This window comes from Bradyrhizobium sp. WSM2793 (assembly GCF_000379585.1).
Classification (GTDB): Bacteria; Pseudomonadota; Alphaproteobacteria; order Rhizobiales; family Xanthobacteraceae; genus Bradyrhizobium.
Window position 1 is genome coordinate 270,161 of the sequence record NZ_KB902813.1, and the last position, 21,355, is coordinate 291,515.

Annotated in this window: 24 protein-coding genes and 1 tRNA gene; 17 read left to right on the forward strand and 8 right to left on the reverse strand. The window is 64.7% G+C overall.

The features are described from left to right. The first annotated feature begins 26 nt into the window (after window positions 1-26). From A3AS_RS0136015 to A3AS_RS0136055, 9 genes are all read left to right on the forward strand, one after another. Complete coding sequence (locus A3AS_RS0136015) at window positions 27-533, forward strand: DUF4262 domain-containing protein (protein ID WP_018322308.1); 507 nt, start codon at window positions 27-29, stop codon at window positions 531-533. Window positions 534-1,491: 958 nt separating this feature from the next. Further along, on the forward strand, window positions 1,492-2,649 hold the full coding sequence (locus A3AS_RS0136020) for a thiolase domain-containing protein (RefSeq protein ID WP_018322309.1): 1,158 nt from the start codon (window positions 1,492-1,494) through the stop codon (window positions 2,647-2,649). Then, window positions 2,649-3,038, forward strand: coding sequence for a Zn-ribbon domain-containing OB-fold protein (locus tag A3AS_RS0136025; protein WP_018322310.1), 390 nt, complete (start codon window positions 2,649-2,651; stop codon window positions 3,036-3,038). Before A3AS_RS0136020 ends, A3AS_RS0136025 begins: the two co-directional genes overlap by 1 nt. A 221-nt stretch (window positions 3,039-3,259) precedes the next feature. Continuing rightward, window positions 3,260-4,120: a MaoC family dehydratase gene (locus A3AS_RS0136030; protein ID WP_018322311.1), complete on the forward strand. Its 861-nt coding sequence runs from the start codon at window positions 3,260-3,262 to the stop codon at window positions 4,118-4,120. 187 nt (window positions 4,121-4,307) lie between these two features. Then, on the forward strand, window positions 4,308-5,186 hold the full coding sequence (locus tag A3AS_RS0136035; protein WP_018322312.1) for an SDR family oxidoreductase: 879 nt from the start codon (window positions 4,308-4,310) through the stop codon (window positions 5,184-5,186). A 129-nt stretch (window positions 5,187-5,315) separates the two neighbouring features. Beyond that, a complete protein-coding gene (locus A3AS_RS0136040) occupies window positions 5,316-6,269 on the forward strand; it encodes a dihydrodipicolinate synthase family protein (protein ID WP_018322313.1) in 954 nt (317 codons plus the stop codon). A gap of 4 nt (window positions 6,270-6,273) precedes the next feature. Continuing rightward, window positions 6,274-7,089 carry an NUDIX hydrolase gene (locus A3AS_RS0136045; RefSeq protein WP_018322314.1) on the forward strand — a complete coding sequence of 272 codons (816 nt, stop codon included), beginning with the start codon at window positions 6,274-6,276 and terminating at the stop codon, window positions 7,087-7,089. 80 nt (window positions 7,090-7,169) lie between these two features. Further along, on the forward strand, window positions 7,170-8,084 hold the full coding sequence (locus tag A3AS_RS0136050) for a DMT family transporter (protein WP_018322315.1): 915 nt from the start codon (window positions 7,170-7,172) through the stop codon (window positions 8,082-8,084). 116 nt (window positions 8,085-8,200) lie between these two features. Continuing rightward, window positions 8,201-10,888 (forward strand): PAS domain S-box protein, encoded by a 2,688-nt coding sequence (locus A3AS_RS0136055; RefSeq protein WP_018322316.1) that lies wholly within the window; start codon window positions 8,201-8,203, stop codon window positions 10,886-10,888. Between the two features lie 61 nt (window positions 10,889-10,949). On the opposite strand, the gene A3AS_RS0136060 is transcribed toward A3AS_RS0136055, so the two are convergent. Beyond that, window positions 10,950-11,303 (reverse strand): GrlR family regulatory protein, encoded by a 354-nt coding sequence (locus A3AS_RS0136060; protein ID WP_026202721.1) that lies wholly within the window; start codon window positions 11,301-11,303, stop codon window positions 10,950-10,952. Window positions 11,304-11,562: 259 nt separating this feature from the next. Here A3AS_RS0136060 and A3AS_RS0136065 point away from each other — a divergent pair, with 259 nt between their 5' ends. Next, window positions 11,563-12,060, forward strand: a complete 498-nt coding sequence (locus A3AS_RS0136065) for a hypothetical protein (RefSeq protein WP_018322318.1) — start codon at window positions 11,563-11,565, stop codon at window positions 12,058-12,060. 42 nt (window positions 12,061-12,102) lie between these two features. Here A3AS_RS0136065 and A3AS_RS0136070 read toward each other — a convergent pair whose 3' ends face one another. Beyond that, window positions 12,103-12,486: a VOC family protein gene (locus A3AS_RS0136070; protein WP_018322319.1), complete on the reverse strand. Its 384-nt coding sequence runs from the start codon at window positions 12,484-12,486 to the stop codon at window positions 12,103-12,105. A gap of 181 nt (window positions 12,487-12,667) precedes the next feature. Between A3AS_RS0136070 and A3AS_RS0136075 the strand changes: the two genes are divergently transcribed. From A3AS_RS0136075 to A3AS_RS0136085, 3 genes are all read left to right on the forward strand, one after another. After that, the gene (locus tag A3AS_RS0136075) at window positions 12,668-13,240 is read left to right on the forward strand and encodes a hypothetical protein (RefSeq protein WP_049815084.1); all 573 of its coding nucleotides are present in this window, start codon (window positions 12,668-12,670) and stop codon (window positions 13,238-13,240) included. A 170-nt stretch (window positions 13,241-13,410) separates the two neighbouring features. Further along, the gene (locus tag A3AS_RS0136080; protein ID WP_018322321.1) at window positions 13,411-13,878 is read left to right on the forward strand and encodes a hypothetical protein; all 468 of its coding nucleotides are present in this window, start codon (window positions 13,411-13,413) and stop codon (window positions 13,876-13,878) included. 155 nt (window positions 13,879-14,033) lie between these two features. Continuing rightward, window positions 14,034-14,110 (forward strand) — tRNA-Arg (locus tag A3AS_RS0136085). A 77-nt stretch (window positions 14,111-14,187) separates the two neighbouring features. Here A3AS_RS0136085 and A3AS_RS0136090 read toward each other — a convergent pair. The 3 genes from A3AS_RS0136090 to A3AS_RS0136100 all read right to left on the reverse strand — a co-directional run bounded on the left by A3AS_RS0136090 (window position 14,188) and on the right by A3AS_RS0136100 (window position 15,895). Next, on the reverse strand, window positions 14,188-15,153 hold the full coding sequence (locus A3AS_RS0136090; protein ID WP_018322322.1) for an AraC family transcriptional regulator: 966 nt from the start codon (window positions 15,151-15,153) through the stop codon (window positions 14,188-14,190). Window positions 15,154-15,299: 146 nt separating this feature from the next. Next, entirely contained in the window at window positions 15,300-15,557 is a 258-nt protein-coding gene (locus tag A3AS_RS46875) for a hypothetical protein (RefSeq protein WP_198293755.1), read from the reverse strand. A gap of 47 nt (window positions 15,558-15,604) precedes the next feature. Further along, entirely contained in the window at window positions 15,605-15,895 is a 291-nt protein-coding gene (locus A3AS_RS0136100) for a hypothetical protein (protein ID WP_018322324.1), read from the reverse strand. Window positions 15,896-16,204: 309 nt separating this feature from the next. Here A3AS_RS0136100 and A3AS_RS0136105 point away from each other — a divergent pair, with 309 nt between their 5' ends. After that, on the forward strand, window positions 16,205-16,666 hold the full coding sequence (locus tag A3AS_RS0136105; RefSeq protein WP_026202722.1) for a host attachment protein: 462 nt from the start codon (window positions 16,205-16,207) through the stop codon (window positions 16,664-16,666). A 30-nt stretch (window positions 16,667-16,696) separates the two neighbouring features. Here A3AS_RS0136105 and A3AS_RS0136110 read toward each other — a convergent pair whose 3' ends face one another. Next, window positions 16,697-16,960 (reverse strand): hypothetical protein, encoded by a 264-nt coding sequence (locus A3AS_RS0136110; RefSeq protein WP_018322326.1) that lies wholly within the window; start codon window positions 16,958-16,960, stop codon window positions 16,697-16,699. A gap of 302 nt (window positions 16,961-17,262) precedes the next feature. On the opposite strand from A3AS_RS0136110, the gene A3AS_RS0136115 reads away from it, so the two are divergent. From A3AS_RS0136115 to A3AS_RS0136125, 3 genes are all read left to right on the forward strand, one after another. Continuing rightward, complete coding sequence (locus A3AS_RS0136115) at window positions 17,263-17,709, forward strand: hypothetical protein (RefSeq protein WP_018322327.1); 447 nt, start codon at window positions 17,263-17,265, stop codon at window positions 17,707-17,709. 97 nt (window positions 17,710-17,806) lie between these two features. After that, the gene (locus A3AS_RS0136120) at window positions 17,807-18,679 is read left to right on the forward strand and encodes a DMT family transporter (RefSeq protein ID WP_018322328.1); all 873 of its coding nucleotides are present in this window, start codon (window positions 17,807-17,809) and stop codon (window positions 18,677-18,679) included. A 96-nt stretch (window positions 18,680-18,775) separates the two neighbouring features. Then, on the forward strand, window positions 18,776-19,519 hold the full coding sequence (locus A3AS_RS0136125; RefSeq protein ID WP_018322329.1) for a hypothetical protein: 744 nt from the start codon (window positions 18,776-18,778) through the stop codon (window positions 19,517-19,519). Window positions 19,520-19,578: 59 nt separating this feature from the next. Here the strand turns inward: A3AS_RS0136125 and A3AS_RS44235 are convergent, their stop codons facing one another. Further along, window positions 19,579-19,896, reverse strand: coding sequence for a hypothetical protein (locus tag A3AS_RS44235; RefSeq protein WP_018322330.1), 318 nt, complete (start codon window positions 19,894-19,896; stop codon window positions 19,579-19,581). A 66-nt stretch (window positions 19,897-19,962) separates the two neighbouring features. After that, window positions 19,963-21,354, reverse strand: coding sequence for a deoxyribodipyrimidine photo-lyase (locus A3AS_RS0136135; protein WP_245283355.1), 1,392 nt, complete (start codon window positions 21,352-21,354; stop codon window positions 19,963-19,965). Window position 21,355 lies beyond the last annotated feature (1 nt).

A 21,355-nucleotide genomic window follows, 5' to 3' on the forward strand; every position in this document is an offset into this window, starting at 1 on the left:
CACCCCTCGTATCGGACGAGCGAGCAATGTTCACAGCCCTTGATGCGCCTCCCGATCGGCTCGATAAGCACGAGCAGAATTTCGTCGAGAAGGTTCGCAATCACGGCTGGTTCGGCACGCATGTCTTCCCCGATGGCGAAGGACCGGGCTTCGCCTACACGACCGGATTCTGGCTGAAGTTCAGGTTTCCGGAGATGATCGTGTTTTCAATGGGGCAGCAGACCGCCCAGGATACGTTCTGGACGATCTACCACGAACTCGACGCAGGACGGCGACCGCTGGTCGGCGAGCCCACGGATGCGCTGTTTGAGAATGTCGCCGCCGTGCTCCTTCCGGTGTCGTTGCAGCACTACCGCTCGCATCTCGGATGGAGCAGATGGTTCTACGGCAATGATGAGTTCGAATGCCTGCAAGTCGCGTACCCCGATCGCGACGGGCATTTTCCATGGGCTGCGGAGGCATCCGCTGAGGCCCGTGCCGCACAGCCCGACCTGACGGAAGGCAACTGGTTGGGACGGCGCAAGGTCCCGTAGGGTGGGCAAAGGCGCGAAGCGCCGTGCCCACGACCTCGCCATGATCGCGCAAAAGACGTGGCACGCTTCCGCCTTCGCTCTCCGAGCTACCGCGGACAAGTCCCTTTGCCCACCCGACGACACCACCCCTTGTGTTACCGCCGGGCGAAACATCCAAGAGACGAGTCAATCCCCGCGCGCAAAAACATTCCACTTTACCGAAATTCGGAATTGTCGTATCGGTCCGCCACCTCATCCCTCAAGAGGGGCGTATCGCGATCGTCACGAAACGCGGGGTGAGTGGCGGTGGACGCGGGCTGCGTCGCGCGGGCGATTGTCTCGTGCACGACGGGCGCGGTCTCGCGTACGGCAAAATCGTGTGGTCCTGACGCCCGCAGGCTGGCGTCAAGTCTTGCGAGTAATTGCAAGGCGACGGGGGCAATAGTGCATCGCTCCCCGGGGAGAGCACGACATAAGCCGTAAAGCCACTGCGCAGGGAAGGCCGGATGTTTGGCCGCACCTGTATGCCGCTGTGCATCTGTTCTTCGCGCAATCGCGCACAGCGGACCGTGGGTGCCCAGCCGGCACCCGGTCTTCCCTGCGCCCTCTGTTCAAGGAGGGAGCGAGACGGAAGCAAAGCTCGGGCGAGGTGGGCCGCGAGGATGCGGGGGTGTGTCTGCGATGTGAGAGCGAGCCGGTCATCTAGACCGTCACCCTGAGGCGCTCGCCTCTTCGGCGAGCCTCGAAGGGCGACGGCCCGGCTGTCGCTCAGTGGGCGTCGAGATAGCTTGGCCGTGCATCCTTCGAGGCTCCTGATGGGGCGCGCTGCGCCCCATCACTCGCACCTCAGGATGACGGGATTGGGAGTTGCGCCGACCCGCTGCCCTCTCGCGGGGCGGAATATTTCCGCGCTTGCCAATCTGCCCAGTGCGGTTCAGAAAAACGGGGCAATTAAGAAACGCCAGCGGAGACCTGAAGTTTGACCATCAAGGGCAAGGCCTACATTGCCGGGATCTACGAACACCCGACCCGGCATGCGCCGGACAAATCCACCGCCCAGCTCCACGCCGAGGTCGCCAAGGGCGCGATCGAGGATGCCGGGATCAGCAAGGACGATGTCGACGGCTATTTCTGCGCGGGCGATGCGCCCGGCGGCGCCTGGCCGATGGTCGACTATCTCGGCCTGAACACCAAGAAGCTCCGCCACGTTGACTCCACCGAGACCGGCGGCTGTTCCTACATCATCCATCTCGGCCATGCCGCCGAGGCGATCGCGGCGGGCAAGTGCTCGATTGCGCTGATCACGCTCGCCGGCAAGCCCCGCACCGGTGTGATGCCGCCGCGTGCGGCCGGTGCCGAGGTCGATTTCGAATCCGCTTACGGGGCGACCACGCACAATGCCTATGGCATGTGTGCCATGCGCCATATGCACGACTATGGCACAACTTCAGAGCAGCTCGCCTGGATCAAGGTCGCGGCCTCGCATCACGCGCAATACAATCCGCATGCGATGCTCAAGGACGTCGTCACCGTCGAGGATGTCCTGAACTCGCCGATGATCTCCGATCCGCTGCATCGTATGGATTGCTGCGTCGTCTCCGACGGCGGCGGCGCGCTGATCGTGACGACGCCGGAGATCGCCAGGAGCCTGAAGAAGCCATTGGTCAAGCTGATCGGCCATGGCGAGGCGATGAAGGGCCCGCGCGGCGGCAAGGATCTCGATCTCACTTACTCCGCCGGCATCTGGTCCGGCCCGCGTGCGTTCGAGGAAGCCGGCATCACGCCGAAGGACATCAAATACGCCTCGATCTATGACAGCTTCACCATCACTGTGCTGATGCAGCTCGAGGATCTCGGCTTCTGCAAGAAAGGCGAGGGCGGCAAGTTCGTCGCCGACGGCAATCTGATCTCGGGCGTCGGCAAGCTGCCGTTCAACACCGACGGCGGCGGCCTCTGCAGCAACCATCCGGTCAACCGCGGCGGCATGACCAAGATCATCGAGGCCGTGCGGCAGCTGCGCGGCGAGGCGCATCCGAAGGTGCAGGTCAAGAATTGCGATCTCGCCATCGCTCACGGCACCGGCGGCCTTTTGGGAGTTCGCCACGCCGCCTCGACGGCCATTCTGGAGCGCGTGTGATGAGCGAGACGAAGAAATATCCGGCACCGGTCACGAACCCCGAGACCGCCGCGTTCTGGGATGCGGCGAAGCAGGGCAAGTTCATGATCAAGCGCTGCACGGCGTGCGGCGAAGCGCACTATTTCCCGCGCTCGATCTGCCCGTTCTGCTACTCCGACAAGACGGTGTGGGAGGAAGCCTCGGGCGAGGGGACGATCTATACCTGGAGCCTGATGCGGAAGTCGCCGACCGGCCCATACGCCATCGGCTACGTCACGCTGAAGGAGGGGCCGTCGGTGCAGACCAATTTCGTCGACTGCGATCTTGAGAAGCTCAAGATCGGCCAGAAGGTGAAAGTGGTGTTTAAGCCGACGGATGGTGCGCCACTGCCGTTCTTCACGCCTGCCTGACACGAAGCAAGATGTAACCCTCTCCCCTTGTGGGAAAGGGTGGCAGCTGAAGGCTGCCGGGTGAGGGGTCTCCCTCCGCACGAGAAGTGTCAATGCGGAGCCAACCCCTCACCCACGTGACTTTGTTGCAAGAGCGGTGCTGCCCTCTCCCACAAGGGGAGAGGGCACATTCACGGGCATCGCCGCCTGCGGATAAGAAACTCGGGAGGAAGACAAACAACATGTCCGCCAGATACGAAGAGCTCAAAGGCCTGAAAAACCTCGGCCAGAAATACGCCTACACCGATCGCGAGGTGATGCTCTACGCCTACGGCATCGGGCTCGGCGCCGATCCGATGGACGAGAATGAGCTCGCCTTCGTCAACGAGGGCACGCTGACGCCGCGGCCGCTCAAGGTGGTGCCGACATTCGCGTCCGTCGCGGCGTGGGGCGCGGGTCCCGGCGAGATGAACCTCAACCGCGTCATGGTGGTCGATGGCGAGCGCGACATCACCTTCCACCAGCCGCTGCCGGTCGCCGCGCACATCACCGCCGACTCTTCCGTCGTTGAAGTCTACGACAAGGGCAAGGACAAGGGCGTCGTCATCGCCCACCAGACCGTGCTCAAGAACGAGAAGGGCGAGAAGCTCGCGACCCTCGTCGCCTCGCGCTTTGCCCGCGGCGATGGCGGCTTTGGCGGGCCGAGCCTGACCCAGCCCGATCCGCACAAGATCCCGTCACGCGCACCCGACAAGACCATCGACATCACCACGCGCCCCGACCAGGCGCTGGTCTATCGCCTCTGCGGCGACCGCAACCCACTGCACAGCGATCCCGAGTTCGCCAAGAAGGCCGGCTTTCCGCGTCCGATCCTGCACGGCATGTGCACCTACGGCATCACCTGCCGCGGCGTGCTGCAGACCTACGCCGACTACGACGCGAGCGCCTTCCGCCAGCACATCGCGCGGTTCTCCTCGCCGGTCTATCCCGGCGAGACCGTGACCATGGACCTCTGGAAGGACGGCAACGTGATCTCGTTCGAAGCCAAGGTGAAGTCGCGCGGCGTCACCGTGATCAAGAACGGCAAGACGGTGCTGGGTTAGGCGGGCACTGGTGCTTCACTGCCTCGCCCCGCTTGCGGGGAGAGGGTGGGGTGAGGGGGAGTCTCCCGGGGACGGTGACAGTTGAGCTCGCGGAGGCTCCCCCTCACCCTGAAATCAAGCTGCGCTCGTCTTCGCCTCTCCCCGCACGCGGGGAGAGGCGAAGAAAACAAAACAGGGAGAAGCCACCATGGGACTACTCGACGGCAAGGTCGCGCTGATCACCGGCGCGGGCGGCGGGCTCGGTGAGGCCTACGCGAAGCTGTTTGCGCGGGAAGGGGCCTCGGTCGTCGTCAATGACCTCGGCGGTCCCCGTGACGGCTCCGGCGCCGACAAGTCGATGGCGCAGCTCGTGGTGGACGCGATCAAGGCCGAAGGCGGCAAGGCGATCGCCAACGGCGCCGATATCTCCACCATGGAGGGCGGCCAGTCGGTGTTCGACGACGCCATCAAGCATTTCGGTCGCGCCGACATCCTGGTCAACAATGCCGGAATCCTGCGCGACCAGACCTTTCACAAGGCTTCCGAAGCCGACTGGGACAAGGTCATCAAGGTGCATCTGAAGGGCACCTTTTGTTGCACCATGCCGGTGTTTCGCTGGATGCGGGAAAATGGCGGCGGCGTCATCGTCAACACCTCCTCGACCTCGGGCCTGATCGGCAATTTCGGCCAGACCAATTACGGCGCGGCCAAGGGCGGCATCTGGGGCCTGTCCAACGTGCTGGCGATCGAGGGCCGCAAGTACAACATCCGGATCTGGACGCTGGCCCCGGGCGCCCTGACCCGCATGACCGCAGACCTGCCCCGCTATAAGGAGAACCCCTCCGCGGCGCTGGGGCCGGACGGCATCGCGCCGGCCGTGCTATACATGGTCAGCGACTTGTCGGGCGACCAGACCGGCAAGGTGCTGGGTGTGTCCGGGCCCCGCGGCGTGCGCGAGATGCGGATGATGGAAATGGAAGGCTGGAAACCGCCGCACACGGGCTGGAAGGCCCAGGACATCGCCGATCATGCCAAGGAGATCTTCTTCTCCGAGGAGCAGATCAAGATGGGCGCGCGGAGGTTTTAGGCTGTTGTTGTCGTTCCGGGGCGATGCAAAGCATCGAACCCGGAACCTCGAGATTCTCAGGTGCGCAATTGCGCACCAGAGTTCGGCTCTGCGAGCCGCCCCGGAATGACGAACAGAGACGAGGACTAAATGAAACTGACCGCCGACGCCAAGGGCACTTTCGCAATCGCCCCGACGCCGTTCCACGACGACGGCCGGATCGACGAGCGCTCGATCGACCGCCTGACCGATTTCTACGAGGAGGTCGGTTGCGACGGCGTCACGGTGCTGGGCATCCTCGGCGAGGCGCCGAAGCTGGACGCGGCTGAGGCCGAGCAGGTGGCGGTGCGCTTCGTCAAGCGCGCCAAGAAGATGCAGGTGATCGTCGGCGTCTCCGCGCCGGGCTTTGCCACCATGCGCTCGCTGGCGAAGGCCTCGATGGACGCGGGTGCGGCCGGCGTCATGATCGCCCCGCCGCCGTCGCTTCGGACCGACGACCAGATCGTCGGCTATTTCAAGCAGGCGGCGGAAGCGATCGGGCCGGATGTGCCCTGGGTGCTCCAGGACTATCCGCTGACGCTCTCGGTGGTGTTCACCCCCGCCGTGATCCGCAAAATCGTCATGGACAATCCGAACTGCGTGATGCTCAAGCACGAGGATTGGCCGGGCCTGGAGAAGATCACGACGCTGCGCGGCTTCCAGAAGGACGGCTCGCTCCGTCCGCTCTCGATTCTGTGCGGCAATGGCGGCACGTTCCTGGACTTCGAGATGGAGCGCGGCGCCGACGGCGCCATGACCGGCTACGCCTTCCCGGAGCTCCTGATCGACGTCGTCAACCTCTCCAAGGCCGGCAAGCGCGATGCCGCGCATGATCTGTTCGACGCGCATCTGCCGCTGATCCGCTACGAGCAGCAGCCCGGCGTCGGCCTGACCATCCGCAAATACGTGCTGCAGAAGCGCGGCATCATCGCCTCCAGCGCCCAGCGCAAGCCCGGCGCGACCATCACGGCGACGGCGAAGGCCGAGGTCGAGTACCTGCTGTCGCGCGTCGCCCGTGTCGACAAGCGCGCCAATCTCGGCCCGCAATCCAGCGCCGCAGGTTAGTTGGATGGCCGAGACATCAGCATCACGCCCGGCGTCGACGATCCTCCTGCTCCGCGATGGCGCCAAGGCCGACGGCAAGGGCCGTGGCGAGATCGAAGTCTTCATGATGGTCCGCCATCATCAGATCGAGTTCAACTCGGGCGCGCTGGTGTTTCCCGGCGGCAGCGTCGATGCCGGCGACAACGAGATCGTTGCGCGCTCCGACCTGTATTCGGGCGGTGAAGGCCTCAGCGAGGCGGATCGCGGTTTTCGCATCGCGGCGATCCGCGAGACCTTTGAGGAGAGCGGCATCCTGCTGGCGCGGTCGAAGGGGACGGGCGCGCCTGTCGATGCCAGGCGTGCCGGCGAGATTGCCGACAAGCACCGCGTCGCGCTCAACGAGCACAAGGTCAGCTTCCTGAGCATCCTGGCCGACAACGACCTTCAGCTCGCGCTCGACACGCTGGTGCCTTACGCGCACTGGATCACGCCGGAGGGCATGCCCAAGCGCTTCGATACCTGGTTCTTCCTCGCCGCGGCGCCGCCCGACCAGCTCGGCGCCCATGACGGAAGGGAGTCGACCGATTCGATCTGGGTCTCGCCGCGCGAGGCGGTGGAGGGCGGCGAGAGCGGCCGCTTCAAGCTGCCGTTCCCGACCACGCGCAATCTGATTCGCCTTGCGAAACAGGGCAGCGTGAAAGACGCGCTCGACCATGCCCGCGGCATGTCGATCATCACGGTGATGCCTGTCATGACCAAGACCGAAACCGGCCGCCAGCTGCGCATTCCCCGCGAGGCCGGCTATGACGGCGAGGTGTTCGAGGTCGGGGCGGTGGGCTAATACACTTCGACACGTAACGAACTATCTGCGACCGCAGACGCGCTAGGTTCCGTCCCTGACAACGGGACGGACCGCGCGAAATGGACAGCCGGCAGGATACCAACATCGCCGTCGAGCTGGCGCTCCTGGTCGCGCTCGCAACGCTGTGGGGCGGCTCCTACACCTTCATCAAGCTCGGCGTCGCCACCATTCCCCCGATTACCTTGATCGCGGCGCGGACCACGATCGCAGGCCTCCTGTTGCTCGCCGTGATGTGGGCGCGCGGCATCAGGATGCCCACGGACGCAGCGACCTGGCAGCGCTTCGCCTTCCAGGCCGTGCTCAACAGCGTCATTCCCTGGACGCTCATCGCCTGGGGCGAGCGCCATGTCGATGCCGCGCTCGCCACCATCCTCAACTCGGCCGGCCCGATCTTCACCTTCCTGCTCACGGCGGTCGTCACCCGCCACGAGGCGACGAGCCCGCGAAAGCTGTTCGGCGTCATCGCCGGCATGGCCGGCATCCTGCTGATCGTCGGCGTCGATGCCTTCCACGACATCGGCAGCGGTCTCCTCGCGGAGGCGGCCATCGTCGCCGCCACCATCTGCTACGCCTGCGCCGCGATCTTCGGCCGCAGCTTCAAAGGCCTCGACCCAATGGCGCCCGCAGCCGGCTCGCTGCTGGCGGGGGCGGCGGTCCTGATCCCAGCCTCGCTCGTGGTCAAGCAGCCCTGGACGCTGTCGCCTTCGCCGAGCTCGGTGCTGGCGCTGCTCGCGCTCGCATTGTTCTCGACGGCGGCGGCATTTGCGATCTATTTCCGCCTGATCCAGACCCTGGGCTCGGTCGGCACCACCGCGCAGGCCTATCTGCGGGTGCCGATCGGGGTCGCCATCAGCGTCGCCTTGCTCGGCGAGAGCCTGAGCCGGACCGCCTGGATCGGGCTTGCCTGCGTCGTCCTCGGCGTCGCCGCCATGACGATCCCGGCCCGGCGGCAGGCGAGCGTCAAACCGTCATAGATCGGGGAAGGGGGCTCCGAGGCCAATATTAAGGATACGGCGGCCCGAGGCATGTTTCCCCGGGGCCGCAATACGTCGTATATTGGGCCTCCAATATCCCGGTCCCTCAAAGCCCAATGTCCGCCGAATTGACGCCGACCCCTGAGAAAAAGCGAACATTCTCGCTCTCCATCGGCCAGCTCACTTTCGGCAGCTTCCTGTTGGTGCTGGCGGTGATCATCGTCACGTCGACCGCGAGCGTGATCGCGATCCGGCACATCGATACGACCTTCGCCGAGCTGCAGCGGCTCCAGAGCGTCGGCGACCTCGCCGAGGACATCGATCGCCGCATGAACGAGCTGCGGCTCGCCGCGCGCGACTTCGTCACCGATCCCGGCGCCGGCATCCAGTTCAAGCAGGTCGGCGAGGCGGCCTCGACCCTCAGCGACATCCTGAAGAAGACCCGCATCGAGCTCGCCCCCGAGCAGCAGGACATGATCGACGGGGTGACCGAGCGGCTCGCGACCTATCGGACCGGCCTCGAGCGGATCTCGACCCTGATCGACCGCCGCGCCCAGCTGCTCGCCGGCCTGCCGCCGCTGCGCGAACAGTTCGATGTGGCCGTCTCCGGCACCGCCGACCGTGAGCTGGCCTCGCGCCTGTCGGAGGCACAGAGCCGGATCGCGCTCGGGTTGCTCGCGCGCAACCCGTCAGCGGCGGAGCAGGCCGCGCAGAACATGCGGGGATTGAATATTGCCGATGCCAAGCTGAAATCGGCGGTGAACGATTACGCCGAGGCCATCATGGCCGTGGCCGTCCGCGAGCGGCAGATCGCCGACATCGACCGCGAGGTGCTGGGAACCGAGGGCCGGCTGATCGGTCGTGTCACCGAATTGCTACGCGAGGTCAGTGATCGGCGCGGCCACGTGCTGTCGCGCGACTTTGCCCGGACGCTGACGGAAGCGCGATGGCAGAGCATCGTGCTCGGCACCATCGGCGTGCTGATCGGCATCGGCGCTGCCTTGTTCGTGGTGCGCCGGACGGTGCGTCCGCTCGCCCAGATCGCCCGCTCGATCCGCGCGCTTGCGGCGGGCCGGAAGGACACCTCGATCCCGTCCGCCGACCTCGACAACGAGATCGGCGACATCGCCCGTGCAGCCGAAGTGTTCCGCCGCGCGCTGGAGGAGGCCGACACGGCGCGGGAGGCGGCGGTGCGCGCGCTCACCGAGCAGCGCCTCGCCGAAGAGAGCTACCGGAAACTGTTCGAGGGATCGGTCGACGGCATCTACGTCACGACGCCCTCCGGCGATCTGCTCAACGCCAATCCGGCGCTGGCGCGGATGATGGGCTATGACAGCCCGCAGCACCTCATCGACAGCATCAACGACATCGCCCACACCATCTACGTCCATCCTGAGGCACGCGTCGAATACCAGCGGCTGATGGCGCGCGACGGCATGGTGCGCGAGTTCGAGTACCAGGTGCGCCAGCGCAGCGGCGACATCCTGTGGCTCTCCGACAGCGCCACCGGTGTGCGCGACGAAGCGGGCAACATCGTCCGCTACGAGGGCACGCTGCGCGACATCACCGACCAGAAGCGGGCGGAAGACGCCATCGCCGAAGGCCGGCGCCTGCTCCAGCAGGTCATCGACACCGTGCCCGCGGTGATCAACGTCAAGGATCGCGACCTGCGCTATGTGCTGATGAACCGCTACATGGCCGGCATCTTCGGCATCGAACCCGGCGACGCGCTCGGCCGCACCACGGCCGACCTGATGTCGCGCTATGGCGCGGCCAAGTCCGACGAGAGCGACAAGCGGGTGCTCAAGCTTCGAAAAGGCCTCGGCTTCTACGAGGAGGAATACAAGGACGCCTCCGGCAACATGCGGCAATGGCTGGTCAACAAGCTGCCGCTGCTCGATGCCGAGGGCGAGATCGAGCGGATCGTCACCGTCGCGCTCGACATCGGCGAGCGCAAGCGCGGCGAGCAGGAGATGCGCAAAGCCAAGGAGTCCGCCGAGACGGCACTGCGCAACCTGCGCGAGACCCAGGCCTCGCTGATCGAGGCCGAGAAGCTCGCCGCGCTCGGGCGCCTCGTTGCCGGCGTCGCCCACGAGGTCAACAATCCCGTCGGCATCAGCCTCACGGTCGCCTCCGCGCTGGAGCGCAAGACCGCGATGTTCACCGCCGAGGTCGAGCGGGGCGAGCTGCGCCGCTCCACGCTCAACGACTTCCTCAGCACCAGCCGCGACGCATCCTCGCAGCTCGTCTCCAATCTCAACCGCGCAGCCGAGTTGATCCAGTCGTTCAAGCAGGTCGCCGCCGACCGCAACTATTCGGACCAGCGCAGCTTCGATCTCGGCGACCTCACCGAGCAGGTGGTGATGAGTCTGAGGCCGGGCCTGCGCAAGCACAATCTGACGCTCAACGTCGAGTGCCAGCCGGATCTGACCATGAACAGCTATCCGGGCCCGTACGGCCAGGTGCTGACCAATCTGTTCCTCAATTCGGTGGCGCACGCCTTCCCGGACGGCCGGCCGGGGACGATTGACATCCAGGTGCGCGAGTCCGGCAAGGACAATGTCGAGATCATCTTCTCCGACAATGGCTGCGGCATGTCGCTCGACGTCCGACGCCGTGCCTTCGATCCGTTCTTCACGACGCGGCGCGACCAGGGCGGCACCGGTCTTGGACTGCACATCGTCTACAGCATCGTCACCAACCGGCTCGGCGGGCGGCTCGATCTCGATTCCGAACCGGGCAGCGGCACCCGCATCCAGATCATCCTGCCGCGCACGGCGCCGCTGGAGCAGGCTGCCGAGTAGCTTCTATTGTTTGAGCATGATCTTTTCGGAAAACCGCAGCACACTTTTCCGGATCATGCTCCTAATCAGCTTCAGCAAGCTTGTGCAGCGTTGCGCCGAAAATCAGGCTGGCCTTGCCGACCAGCGCCGTGCCCGTCATTTCCGCGCGCGTGTCCGTGTAGGTCCCGCTGACGCCGATACCCACGGGAGCAGGACCGCCGAACAGCGGATTGTCGTCGCCGCGCGGCGAGGTGTGTCGTTGCACCAGCACCTCACCTTTGAAGGTGGTGTCGTCCTTCACCACGTAGCTGCCGGTGTAATAGAGGTAGGCGTCGCCGCCAAGGATCTTGCCGTCGCGAAAAAGGATCACGCCGCTGCCCTTGCCGGCTCGACCATCGAGCAGGGTCACGTGAATCGAGTAGAGACCGTTTTTCATAACGTCCCGCAGGCCGGCCGCCATCGCCCAATGGCGTAACCGGTCCCGCTTTTATGCCAAAGCGCATCCTCTCGCGCAACGCGGCAGTTTGCCGGCCGACCACGGGAAGTTGCCGCCGCGAGCCGTAGTTGTCCCGGCTTGTGCGTGACGCCGTCATGACGGTCTGATGGTGAGGCGAGGCCGGCCGCCTGCGAATCAGGGTTGGCCCGCGAAATGCATAACAATTGTTGCACTGGCCGCGGGGTGCTGGAGCAAGACGATGAGCAACTGGATCGATTCCGGCGGCGATGAGCCGCGTCTGTACAGTGCGCGTCCCACCAATTGCAAAAGCGAACGACGGCGTTCCAGCAGCGCAACACGCTGGCGAAGCGTGACGCGGCTGGCAGGCGCCCTGGTCCTGGTTGCACTCGCAGCCCCCTTCGGGCACGCGCGCGACCGCGGCCAGTTCGTCAACACCAATGCCGATCTGAAGGCCTGGTTCGACGGCCTGCGCAGCGGCAAGGGGCCATGCTGCTCCGATGCCGACGGTTCGGCGCTCGCGGACACCGACTGGGACAGCAAGGACGGGCACTATCGTGTCCGCCTCCCGCGCTATGGCTCCAGGCTCGAAGGGCAGCCGCAGGAACTCGTCTGGGTCAACGTTCCCGAGGAAGCCCTGATATCCGAGCCCAACCGGGTGGGGCGCACCATGGTATGGCCGATCTACGGCTATATGGGCGTCAGCATTCGCTGCTTCATGCCCGGCAGCATGACGTAGCCGCGCCGGCTGCGTGTCGCCTCTGGTGAGGCGCTCGCCGGATCAGGTGTATTTCTTGTCGCGCTCGAGCAGCTCGATGGAGATGCCTTCGGGGCCGCGGATGAAGCAGATGCGCACGCCGGGCCGGATCGTGGTCGGCTCGCGCGTGAACGTGACGCCCTTGGCCTTGATCTCGGCCGCAACGGCGTCGATGTCCTTCACCGTCAGGCCAAAATGGTCGAGACCCTGATGCGGGTGCGGAGGCGGCGGGTTGACGGCGTTGTCGCCCTCGAGCGGCGCGATGAAGATCCTGGCGCCGCCCAGATTCACGTCGATCCGTCCCGACGCATGCACGATCTCGCCACCGAGGATGTCCCGCAGCCAGGCCGCCGTGGCCTCCGGATCGGGGCTGCGCAGATGGACGTGATCCCAAGTGACGACTGGCATTTCAATTCTCCCAACGGGCCTTCGGCGATGTTGCAGCGCATGTTAGCGGCGGCGGGCGGTGATCGCCACCGTCCTTGCCGATTCGCAACTGCGCGGGAACCTTAGTTCCTGTTCCGGATTAAGGTAAGCAGTGGCGGGGTCCGTCGTTGAATGGGCTTTGGCCGCGATCGGTGATGCAACCATGAACGCCAGGCTCGACCGGATCGGATTGAGGCGCTTCGCCGGGACCGGCGAACGAGTGGCGCGGGCCGTGACAATTGCGAGCGTCTCATTTGGCCGCAGCCTTCTGTGGCTGATCGCGGCCATCATTGTCGGCTGCGGCGTCTGGATGCTGCTGCCTCTGTCCAAGGGAAACAGTGCTGAGCCGGTGAAGGCGGAGCTGGCGGCCGTCGAGGCGGCTCCTTCGGCCGATGCGGCCGCAGCGTTGTCGCCGGTCTCGGAAGCCCAGGCACCGGCGATGGCAGACCTCGGTCGTCTCAGGATTTCATCGCAGACCTGGCGCCGCGGCGGCCTTGGCTCGAGAGCCCTGGTGACGTTCACGCTGCGAAACGACAATGACTATGCCGTAAAGGATGTCGAGATCATCTGCGCGTTTGCGCGGCGCGACGGCAGTCATCTCACCAACCGCAGCCGCATGCTGGCGGATCCGGTCAGCATGAAGAGCCGCAAGACCTTTGCGCATATCCCGGTGGGCTTCATCAACGTGAATGCCGATCAGGCGAAATGCTCGCTGGTTGCAGCACGCCGTGCTTAACGGCGGAATGTTCCGGTAGCGGAAAAGTTACCCTCATTGGTCCGTGTTGGTCCTTGGCGAAAAAACCTCGCGTCGCCATTTGAACCGAAGGGCTGGGCCAGGAACCAAATAAGAGATCGCCTGTTGAGGCGGAGAGCCCACGCGGGGATGCGGGGGGCGGAGCGCGGCCAATGCCCATCTTTCGATATTTCACCTTTGTCGGTGGAGCTTTGCTTGCACTGTTGTTCGCGGTGAATTTCGCTTTCCCGGCGGCGCCCGTGGCGCAAGCCGTTGCGACCGTAAGCAACGATCAGCCCCTGATCCGAATCCGGTCCGATCGGCACCTGCCTGAGCGCGTCGTGCTCGACACCAGCCAGCCGACGATTGCCGCGCCGGCTGTGAAGACCGCCGCGGTTGTGGCTCCCCAGCCGCCCGTGCAGGAGGCCCAGTCGGCGGCCTTGGCCGAGCAGTCAGCCAAGGCGCGGGTGCGCGAGACCTTCGCCCAGTTCACGCCGCCGCTGAAGACTGATACCGCCGCCAAGGCTCCGGTTCAGCCCAAGCGCAAGGTCGCCAGGACGCATCCGGCGCCGCAGCAGGGACGGCCGATGATGCTGGTCGCTCAGCAGCCGCATTTCGGGCTCTTCAACACCACATGGTGAGAGCGCCTTCGATCCGTCTCGAAACGAGGCGGGGAGGGCTTTTTATTGGTCGGCCTCTCTGCTAATTCGAACCCATCCGAACCGCCGTCCGGTGTGCTGGCTCGTTAGCTGCCGGTCCGGCAAGTCTCGGTTTGTGGCCCGGTGTCCGGGCCAGGGCGCTCGTAGCTCAGCTGGATAGAGCATCGGATTTCGATTCCGAGGGTCGGAGGTTCGAATCCTTCCGAGCGCGCCAATCATCTCATTGGCGTTCCAGATATGTTCCAGAACGGCGCTGATGCCGCGCAGCCTCGCGAGGGCTTGCCGCGTCGGTCAGAATGACGAGACGCCGCCTTGCCGTCCGCGGGCCAGCGTGTCGGAGGGCGCCTCGTGGAACGTCGCGCGGTAAGCCGCGGCAAACTCGCCCATGTGATGGAAGCCCTGCGCGCGCGCACATATGGCGACGGTGGCGCCGCCGCCCTTGAGCAGGCGGGCGCGGGTCGCCCACAGCCGCTTGAGGCGAATGTACTGGTGCAGGCTCATGCCACGCACCTTGCTGACCGCGCCGCCGAGGGTGCGGATCGAGACGCCGAACTCGCCGGCGAGATCGGCGGTATAGATCGGCACGGTCGGATGGGCCGCGAGGTAATCGTCGATCCGCTCCACGAGCTTGATCGAACGCTCGCCCCGGATCGAGGCGCTCCGATCCGACATCGAATCGATCTGAAACAGATCGTCGAGTGCGAGCAGCAGGCCTTCCTGCAGATGGGCCGCCGCCTCGGTGGTCTCGAACAGGAGCGGCTGCATTGAGGCGGTTCGCAGGATGTCGAGCAGGAGCTGCCTTGTGTGGAGCAGGGCAGGCCGGTTCGCGACATGAGCCCGCAAATCGTCGGCCTGATCGAACCAGCCCCGGTCTCTGAGCTCGGGGGAGAAGATGATCATTGCATGATGATTGGTCTGAGGCTCGACGAAGTGGCATTCATCGTTGCCGCGGAGCGTCACGAAGAAGCGCGCGTCGAGATCCAAGCCCTTGAAGTTGACCTGGAGGTCGTCGGTCATGGACAGGATCACCATTCCGCCCGGCATCCGATAGGCGGTGTCGAGGATGCGCGCGAACGATCTCATCATGATGATGCGGCACGCCGGCAGGGAGACGACGGCGCGGGCCGCGGCGAAGTTCGGAATGTCGAGCGGAATGCTTCTGGCGTCCTCCATCGTTTCGATAGGCCGAAACGCATCGACGTCGGCAAAGCCGATCAGTTGAAGGGCGGAGGACGGAGCGAGGGCGTCGAACAACATGGGTCTGGCCGGCTGCTGAAATGTGACAATCAAATGAACGTCGATACACCGCCATCAATGGCGAAACATCGCGTTTCAGTAAACCGAATTTCAGGCCGTAGTATTGCGGACGTCATGCCATGACGTCCGTCAGATCAATGCCACCATCAACGTTCCCGGCTCATCGGCTGGCCGGAGGCGAGGTCGATGAAATGCAGCCGTGTGCAGGCGGGACAGGCGAAGGATGCAAAGCTCCGTCTCTCCTGCCTCAGCTGCTTCTCAAGATCCGTCTGTACGTTCATGCCCGTCTGGGGGCATCGGAAAACGATCAAGTCCGCCATCACCGTAGAATGACGGTGCGGGTCGATTTCATCTTTGATCTGGATCAGTTTTGGAATCGCTCCAGGCCGGCGATGACGGCGCAAGGAATGATCTCGCAAAAGCGAAGGGGCCCCGAGGGCCCCTTCAGATGTCACCAGCGGCGATAGCGTGGGCCATAATAGCGTGGACCGTAACCGTAATAGCGCGGCCCATAATACCGGGGGCCGTAATACGGCCGCGGCCCGTAATACCCATAGTAGTTCGGACGCCAAAAGCAGCGCCCCCAGGCGTCGCAGACCATGCGGACCTGCTCGATGCCGGAGGCCTGCAGCGTTGCAGGCGCGGGCGCGATGGGCATGGCAGACGCCGCCGGCGCTGTCGCCAAAGCACCGAACATGGCGCCGAACAGGCTTGCGGCGACGAGGCCGATCTTGAGATTCATGATGTCTTCCTCCGCTGACGCGATCCAGGATATCGAAGTTGTTCTGATCAAATTGTGGCGGAACCGAAATGTAATGCTGATGAACAAATCTTCAGCCGGTCCGCCGCAGGCTGACCTCGACCCCGCCAGACTATCCCAGGTTCGCGCGAGTGACCAATGCTGCGGCCCGCGCTGCGATGGCCCCGCAGGACATCGATGCGGTTCTTGATCCTGCGCAATTCGCCGTCGGGGCTTCGTTCGTAGTCTTGTCGCGTGGCCAGCCTTCGACGAATTCGAAGGGCGGGCTCACAGGTTGCTTGGAGCTGTGCAATGGACAAGATGAGATTAGACAAGGGCGGCTGGCTGGTCGTGTGCGATGGGCGCAAGGCGCTCATTCTGGAAAACCTCGGCGACGAGATGTTTCCGAACCTTCACACCAGGGAGGTGCACGAGCAGCCCAATCCCCTGACCAGCGCGCAAGGGAGCGACGCGCCGGGCCGCCTGCATGCCGCTGCCGGCGGCGTGCGCAGCTCGGCCGAGCAGACCGATTGGCACGATGAGGCCGAGCGCGCCTTCCTGCGCAGCCTTGCCGGCCGGCTCGATGCGGCTGTCAGCTCTGGCGAGACCACGGCCCTGACCATGGTAGCCTCACCGCGCGCGCTCGGGATGATCCGCGCCGATTATTCGGACGTCATGCGCAAGGCGCTGCGGGCCGAGGTCGGCAAGGACCTCGTCAAGCTGCCGGTCTACGAGATCGAAAAGCAATTGCTGCTGTCGGGCGCCGCCAAATAGAGGCGCCCGCAGAGGCCGCGCCAGCGCCCCTCAGTAGCAGGGGTGCCGGCGGCGGTCCTGGCCGACATAGGCGGCCGCGCTCTGGTAGCAATGGTTGGTCGACGGGCCGTCGTAAAAGGCGAAAGTGCCGGGGGTGATGCCGGGGCCGTAATTGTGCAGATAGCTGATCGGGTAGGGCAGCGGATTGGCGTAATGGCGGTAGTGCCGGTGATGACCCCGCGCCTCCGCGAGGCCAGGGGCTAGGATTGCGGCCGACAGGGCAGCAACCGCGGCTACAAGCGTCAACTTGCTCATCTCGATTCTCCGGAACCCGCGCGAAGTGGTCAGCCATCTATAGCCACTTCGCACCTCCAGGGCACCCGTCCGGCGCCCGGAAATCGGGGCTCATCCCGCAGATTCCCGGGTGGGTGTGACAGAATTGCCCGACACGCGGTCGAAGGCTGCCCATTTTTGGCCTTTTCGGGATGCTTAACGAATTCCCCACACAAGTATGACCAAAGACTATTCGGTTAAGAATCCTGTTGCCGGCCCAGGGGCTCATTTCGCGGGTCCTGCGAGGCCGGTCCATTCCTGAAGGCTTTCGCCGTCACGCCGCCATGCGCATCACGCTTCTGAGCCTGCTGTTGCTCTCCATCGCCGCCGCCACGCCGGCGCGGGCAGAGCTGCATATCACCCGCGACCACGGCGGCTATGTCGAGGAATACAAGACCAAGTACAAGCGCGTCCGCGAGAAGGGCGAGCGCGTCATCATCGACGGCATCTGCAACTCGGCCTGCACGCTGGTGCTCGGCATCGTGCCGATGAACAAGATCTGCGTGACGCCGCGGGCAAGCCTCGGCTTTCACCAGGCCTATTACGACAAGGCCTTCACCTTCGGCATCAAGGTCACCAGCTCCGAGGGCACTTCCGACCTGATGTCCTACTACCCCGACAAGGTGAAGGACTGGATCCGCCGCAATGGCGGGCTCACCACCGACATGAAGAAGATCAAGAACGGCGTCGAGCTCTGGAAGATCATCGACCCCTGTCCGGAAGAATGGTGAGCGGCTGAGCTGAGCCGCAAACGTCCGTCGCATCGCAGCATCGTCCGCACGAAATTCGCATTGCCGCATAACCCCCGGTGGGGCAATGAGGGCGGCAATGAACCATAATCAAGAAGCCCTGACCGCCCGCGCCGCGCCGATCCTGTTCGTCCTGCTCTGGAGCACCGGATTCATCGGCACCAAATACGTCGTCAACAATGCCGATCCCTTGACCTATCTCGCCATCCGCATGGCGATCGTGGTCGGCCTGATGGCGATGATCGTGGCGATCGCGCGGCCGAAATGGCCTGATCGCACCGGCATCGCGCATAGCGCAGTCGCCGGCATTCTCGTCCACGGCTTCTATCTCGGCGGCACCGCGATCGCGATCGCGCATTCGATCCCGGCCGGGCTCTCCGCGCTGATTCCGGGCCTGCAGCCGATCCTGACCTCGACCATCGCCAACCGCTGGCTCGGCGAGAAGGTGACGCCGGTGCAGTGGACCGGGCTCGTGCTCGGGCTCGGCGGTGTGGTGCTGATCCTGCACAACCGTCCCATGACCGGTGAAGCCGGGCTCGGCTGGCTTGCCTCGGTCGTCTCCCTGATCAGCATCACCCTCGGCACGCTCTACCAGCGCCGCTACTGCAACCAGATCGACTGGCGCGCCGGCAATCTCGTGCAATATGTGTCCGTCACCATCTTCTTCGCGATCGGGGCCTTTCTGTTCGAAGACCGCGTGGTGCACTGGACGCGGGAGTTCGTGCTCGCGCTCGGCTGGCTCGCGGTGGCGCTCTCGATCGGATCGATCGGGCTGTTGTACTGGTTGATCCGCCACGCCGCGGCGACCTCGGTCGCGAGCCTGTTCTATCTGGTGCCCGCCGTGACCGCGCTGATGGCTTATCTGCTGTTCGGCGAGAAGCTCGACGCGCTGGCGATTGCCGGCATGGGGATGTGCGCGGCCGCGGTGTTCGTGGTCAACCGGCGCTTCTAGGCGGATGGAGCGGGCGTTGGAATACATCCCTGACGTGCGCGGCAGGTTCATGTTAGGCTGAACGCATTTCAGCTTCACATTCACACGGTGATTTTCATGAAGAAGGCTAGGCGCGCGCTGCTCGGCAGGTCGTTGAGACCGGTCCGGATTGCCTGCATCAACTACGCGGAGGAGATGATGAGCGACCGGATGATGGCCAAGCTCACAGCCGCGCTCCAGAAATGCTACGACGAGCATTTCCTCCCCGTCTGGGGCTACCCCATCGATCTCGACGTCACCCACAAGCCGAAGCCGACGGACTGGCAGCTCGTCTATTTTGACGACGCCACCCACAAGAACTTCCTCGGACGGCACGAGCTAACGCATCGCGGGCAGCCGATCTCGAAGATCTTCGTCAAGGCGCTGGGCGACGAGCCCGTCAGCCTGGCGGCATCGCACGAGCTGTTCGAGATGGTGCTGGATCCCATGGCCAATCTGTGGGCCGACAAGACCCGCCACACCCAATATGCCTATGAGGTCTGCGACGCCGTGGAGGAGGACTCTTTTCTCGTCAACGGCTTCCCGATGTCGAACTTCGTCTATCCGTCCTGGTTCGAGCCCTTCGAGCATCCCCGCGGCACAAAATTCGACCATATGGGATCGCTCAAGGCGCCATTCTCGATGACAGAGGGTGGCTACGTCATCAAGAAGGTCAATGGCAGGCGGCTGATCAAGCAGTTCGGCTCACCGGAAAAGCGGCGGCGCTTCAAGGCCGAGGACCGCCGCGGTCATCGCAGCGAATTCCGTGATCCGAAGGGAGAGCATCACCCGGGCCGGCGCGCATCCAGGCCGCGGGGGTAGGGTATCCCGGGCTTGTCTCCGGGCGCGCACGCACCCGGAGACCTGCTCGAGCGCCCCGATCAGCGCTTGGCCTTCCGAGCCTTCTTTTTCGACTTGGTGGCTTTCTTGGCCGTTGTCTTGGCGGTCTTCTTCGCGGCCTTCTTTGCAGTTTTCTTGGCCGCCTTCTTCGACGACTTCTTTGCAGCCTTCTTCGAACTCTTCTGCGAGGCTTTCTTGGCCTTCTTCTTGGAGGCCTTCTTCGGCGCTACTTTCTTCGCGACCTTCTTGGCGGCTTTCCTGACCTTCTTGACGGCGGTGACTGCCGCGTCCTTGGTCGCTTCCACGGCTGTAGTGATTGTCTCCATCGCCTGTTCGGTGATCGGCTTGTCGTCGTCCATTGCGTCCCCCGCGGTTTGATTGGAGCGATGACGATAGCGGGTTTCGAAATTGTGTCAAAGCAGCGCTCAACCTTTGCGGATCTTTGCGTAGGCGGCGAGCGCACGCTCGCGTCCCTTGGCATGATCGACGAGCGGCTGCGGATAGGTCTTGCCGAGCGTGATGCCCGCGCTCGCGAGCTCGATTGGCGTCGCCTGCCAGGGCCGGTGGATCAGCTTAGTCGGCATGTCCTTCAACTCCGGCACCCAGCGCCGAACGTAGGTTCCATCCGGATCGAACTTCTCGCCCTGGAGCTGCGGGTTGAACACGCGGAAATAGGGCGCCGCGTCGGCGCCGCAGCCGGCGACCCATTGCCAGTTGGCGGGATTGCTGCCGGCATCCGCGTCGACCAGCGTGTCCCAGAACCAGGCTTCGCCCTCGCGCCAGTCGATCAAGAGGTGCTTGACCAGGAACGACGCCACCACCATCCGGACCCGGTTGTGCATCACCCCAGTGTGCCAGAGCTCGCGCAGACCGGCATCGACGATCGGATAGCCGGTGCGGCCGCGCCGCCAGGCGGCGAGCGCCTTGGGATCGCGTTTCCAGGGGAAGCCGTCGAAGTTCGTCTGCAGGTTTTCGCTCGCGAGGTCCGGATGATCGTGGAGCAGGTGACGGCAGAATTCCCGCCAGCCGAGCTCGCTCAGGAACTTTTCGATGCCGGGCCCGAGCGCCGGATCTTCATCCGCAGCGAAGCGCGCCGCGTGCCAGACCTGGCGCGGGCTGAGTTCGCCGAAGCGCAGATGCGGTGACAGGCTTGAGGTGCCGTCCCGATCCGGCCGATCGCGATCGCCGACATAGCGGCGCGCGGTGTGCTTGAGGAAGTCGCGCAGGCGGGCCCGCGCGGAGGCTTCGCCCGGGGTCCATGTCCCGCGCAGGCCGCCCGCCCAATCCGGGCTGGTCGGCTCGAGCTGCCAGCTTTCAAGGCGATCGCTGGCGATCTTTGGACCAGGGCGCAGCTGCTTCGGCGCAGGCAAGGGCTTGGGTGGATCGCCGAGCGACAGCACGCGCCGCCAGAACGGCGTGAATACGCGCAAGCCCCGGCCCTCCTTGTTGCGGATCGCCGAGGGTGGGACGAGGAGATCGCCGGGGAAGCCTTGCGAGTCGATGCCAAGCTTTGCCAGTGCGGCTTCGAGCTGCCGCTCAACCGCCTGATGCGGCGCCTGCGCAATTCCATTCCAGTAGACGGCGCGGGCACCGCTTTCGCGGGCCAATTCTGCGACGACCTTGGCCGCCGGTCCCCTGCGCAGGATCAGCGATCCGCCGCGCGTGGCAATCTCGGCGCCAAGCGCCCGCAACGACTGCGCCAGCCACCAGCGTGCTGCGCTGCCCGACGGGCGCCCGACAGCGTCGTCGAGCACATAGAGCCAGACCACCGGCGCACCGGTTGTCGCGGCAGCATGGAGGGCGGGATGGTCGGACAGA

Excerpts from the sequence above, each read along its gene's own strand:
- A3AS_RS0136040 (WP_018322313.1), top strand. The coding sequence starts at position 5,316 with ATGAAACTGACCGCCGACGCCAAGGGCACTTTCGCAATCGCCCCGACG.
- A3AS_RS0136060 (WP_026202721.1), bottom strand. The coding sequence starts at position 11,303 with ATGAAAAACGGTCTCTACTCGATTCACGTGACCCTGCTCGATGGTCGA.
- A3AS_RS0136120 (WP_018322328.1), top strand. The coding sequence starts at position 17,807 with ATGAACCATAATCAAGAAGCCCTGACCGCCCGCGCCGCGCCGATCCTG.
- A3AS_RS0136070 (WP_018322319.1), bottom strand. The coding sequence starts at position 12,486 with ATGCCAGTCGTCACTTGGGATCACGTCCATCTGCGCAGCCCCGATCCG.
- A3AS_RS0136025 (WP_018322310.1), top strand. The coding sequence starts at position 2,649 with ATGAGCGAGACGAAGAAATATCCGGCACCGGTCACGAACCCCGAGACC.
- A3AS_RS0136115 (WP_018322327.1), top strand. The coding sequence starts at position 17,263 with ATGCGCATCACGCTTCTGAGCCTGCTGTTGCTCTCCATCGCCGCCGCC.
- A3AS_RS0136065 (WP_018322318.1), top strand. The coding sequence starts at position 11,563 with ATGAGCAACTGGATCGATTCCGGCGGCGATGAGCCGCGTCTGTACAGT.
- A3AS_RS0136050 (WP_018322315.1), top strand. The coding sequence starts at position 7,170 with ATGGACAGCCGGCAGGATACCAACATCGCCGTCGAGCTGGCGCTCCTG.
- A3AS_RS0136075 (WP_049815084.1), top strand. The coding sequence starts at position 12,668 with ATGAACGCCAGGCTCGACCGGATCGGATTGAGGCGCTTCGCCGGGACC.
- A3AS_RS0136035 (WP_018322312.1), top strand. The coding sequence starts at position 4,308 with ATGGGACTACTCGACGGCAAGGTCGCGCTGATCACCGGCGCGGGCGGC.
- A3AS_RS0136055 (WP_018322316.1), top strand. The coding sequence starts at position 8,201 with ATGTCCGCCGAATTGACGCCGACCCCTGAGAAAAAGCGAACATTCTCG.
- A3AS_RS0136105 (WP_026202722.1), top strand. The coding sequence starts at position 16,205 with ATGGACAAGATGAGATTAGACAAGGGCGGCTGGCTGGTCGTGTGCGAT.
- A3AS_RS0136125 (WP_018322329.1), top strand. The coding sequence starts at position 18,776 with ATGAAGAAGGCTAGGCGCGCGCTGCTCGGCAGGTCGTTGAGACCGGTC.
- A3AS_RS0136080 (WP_018322321.1), top strand. The coding sequence starts at position 13,411 with ATGCCCATCTTTCGATATTTCACCTTTGTCGGTGGAGCTTTGCTTGCA.
- A3AS_RS0136015 (WP_018322308.1), top strand. The coding sequence starts at position 27 with ATGTTCACAGCCCTTGATGCGCCTCCCGATCGGCTCGATAAGCACGAG.
- A3AS_RS0136100 (WP_018322324.1), bottom strand. The coding sequence starts at position 15,895 with ATGAATCTCAAGATCGGCCTCGTCGCCGCAAGCCTGTTCGGCGCCATG.
- A3AS_RS0136090 (WP_018322322.1), bottom strand. The coding sequence starts at position 15,153 with ATGTTGTTCGACGCCCTCGCTCCGTCCTCCGCCCTTCAACTGATCGGC.
- A3AS_RS44235 (WP_018322330.1), bottom strand. The coding sequence starts at position 19,896 with ATGGACGACGACAAGCCGATCACCGAACAGGCGATGGAGACAATCACT.
- A3AS_RS0136030 (WP_018322311.1), top strand. The coding sequence starts at position 3,260 with ATGTCCGCCAGATACGAAGAGCTCAAAGGCCTGAAAAACCTCGGCCAG.
- A3AS_RS0136045 (WP_018322314.1), top strand. The coding sequence starts at position 6,274 with ATGGCCGAGACATCAGCATCACGCCCGGCGTCGACGATCCTCCTGCTC.
- A3AS_RS0136110 (WP_018322326.1), bottom strand. The coding sequence starts at position 16,960 with ATGAGCAAGTTGACGCTTGTAGCCGCGGTTGCTGCCCTGTCGGCCGCA.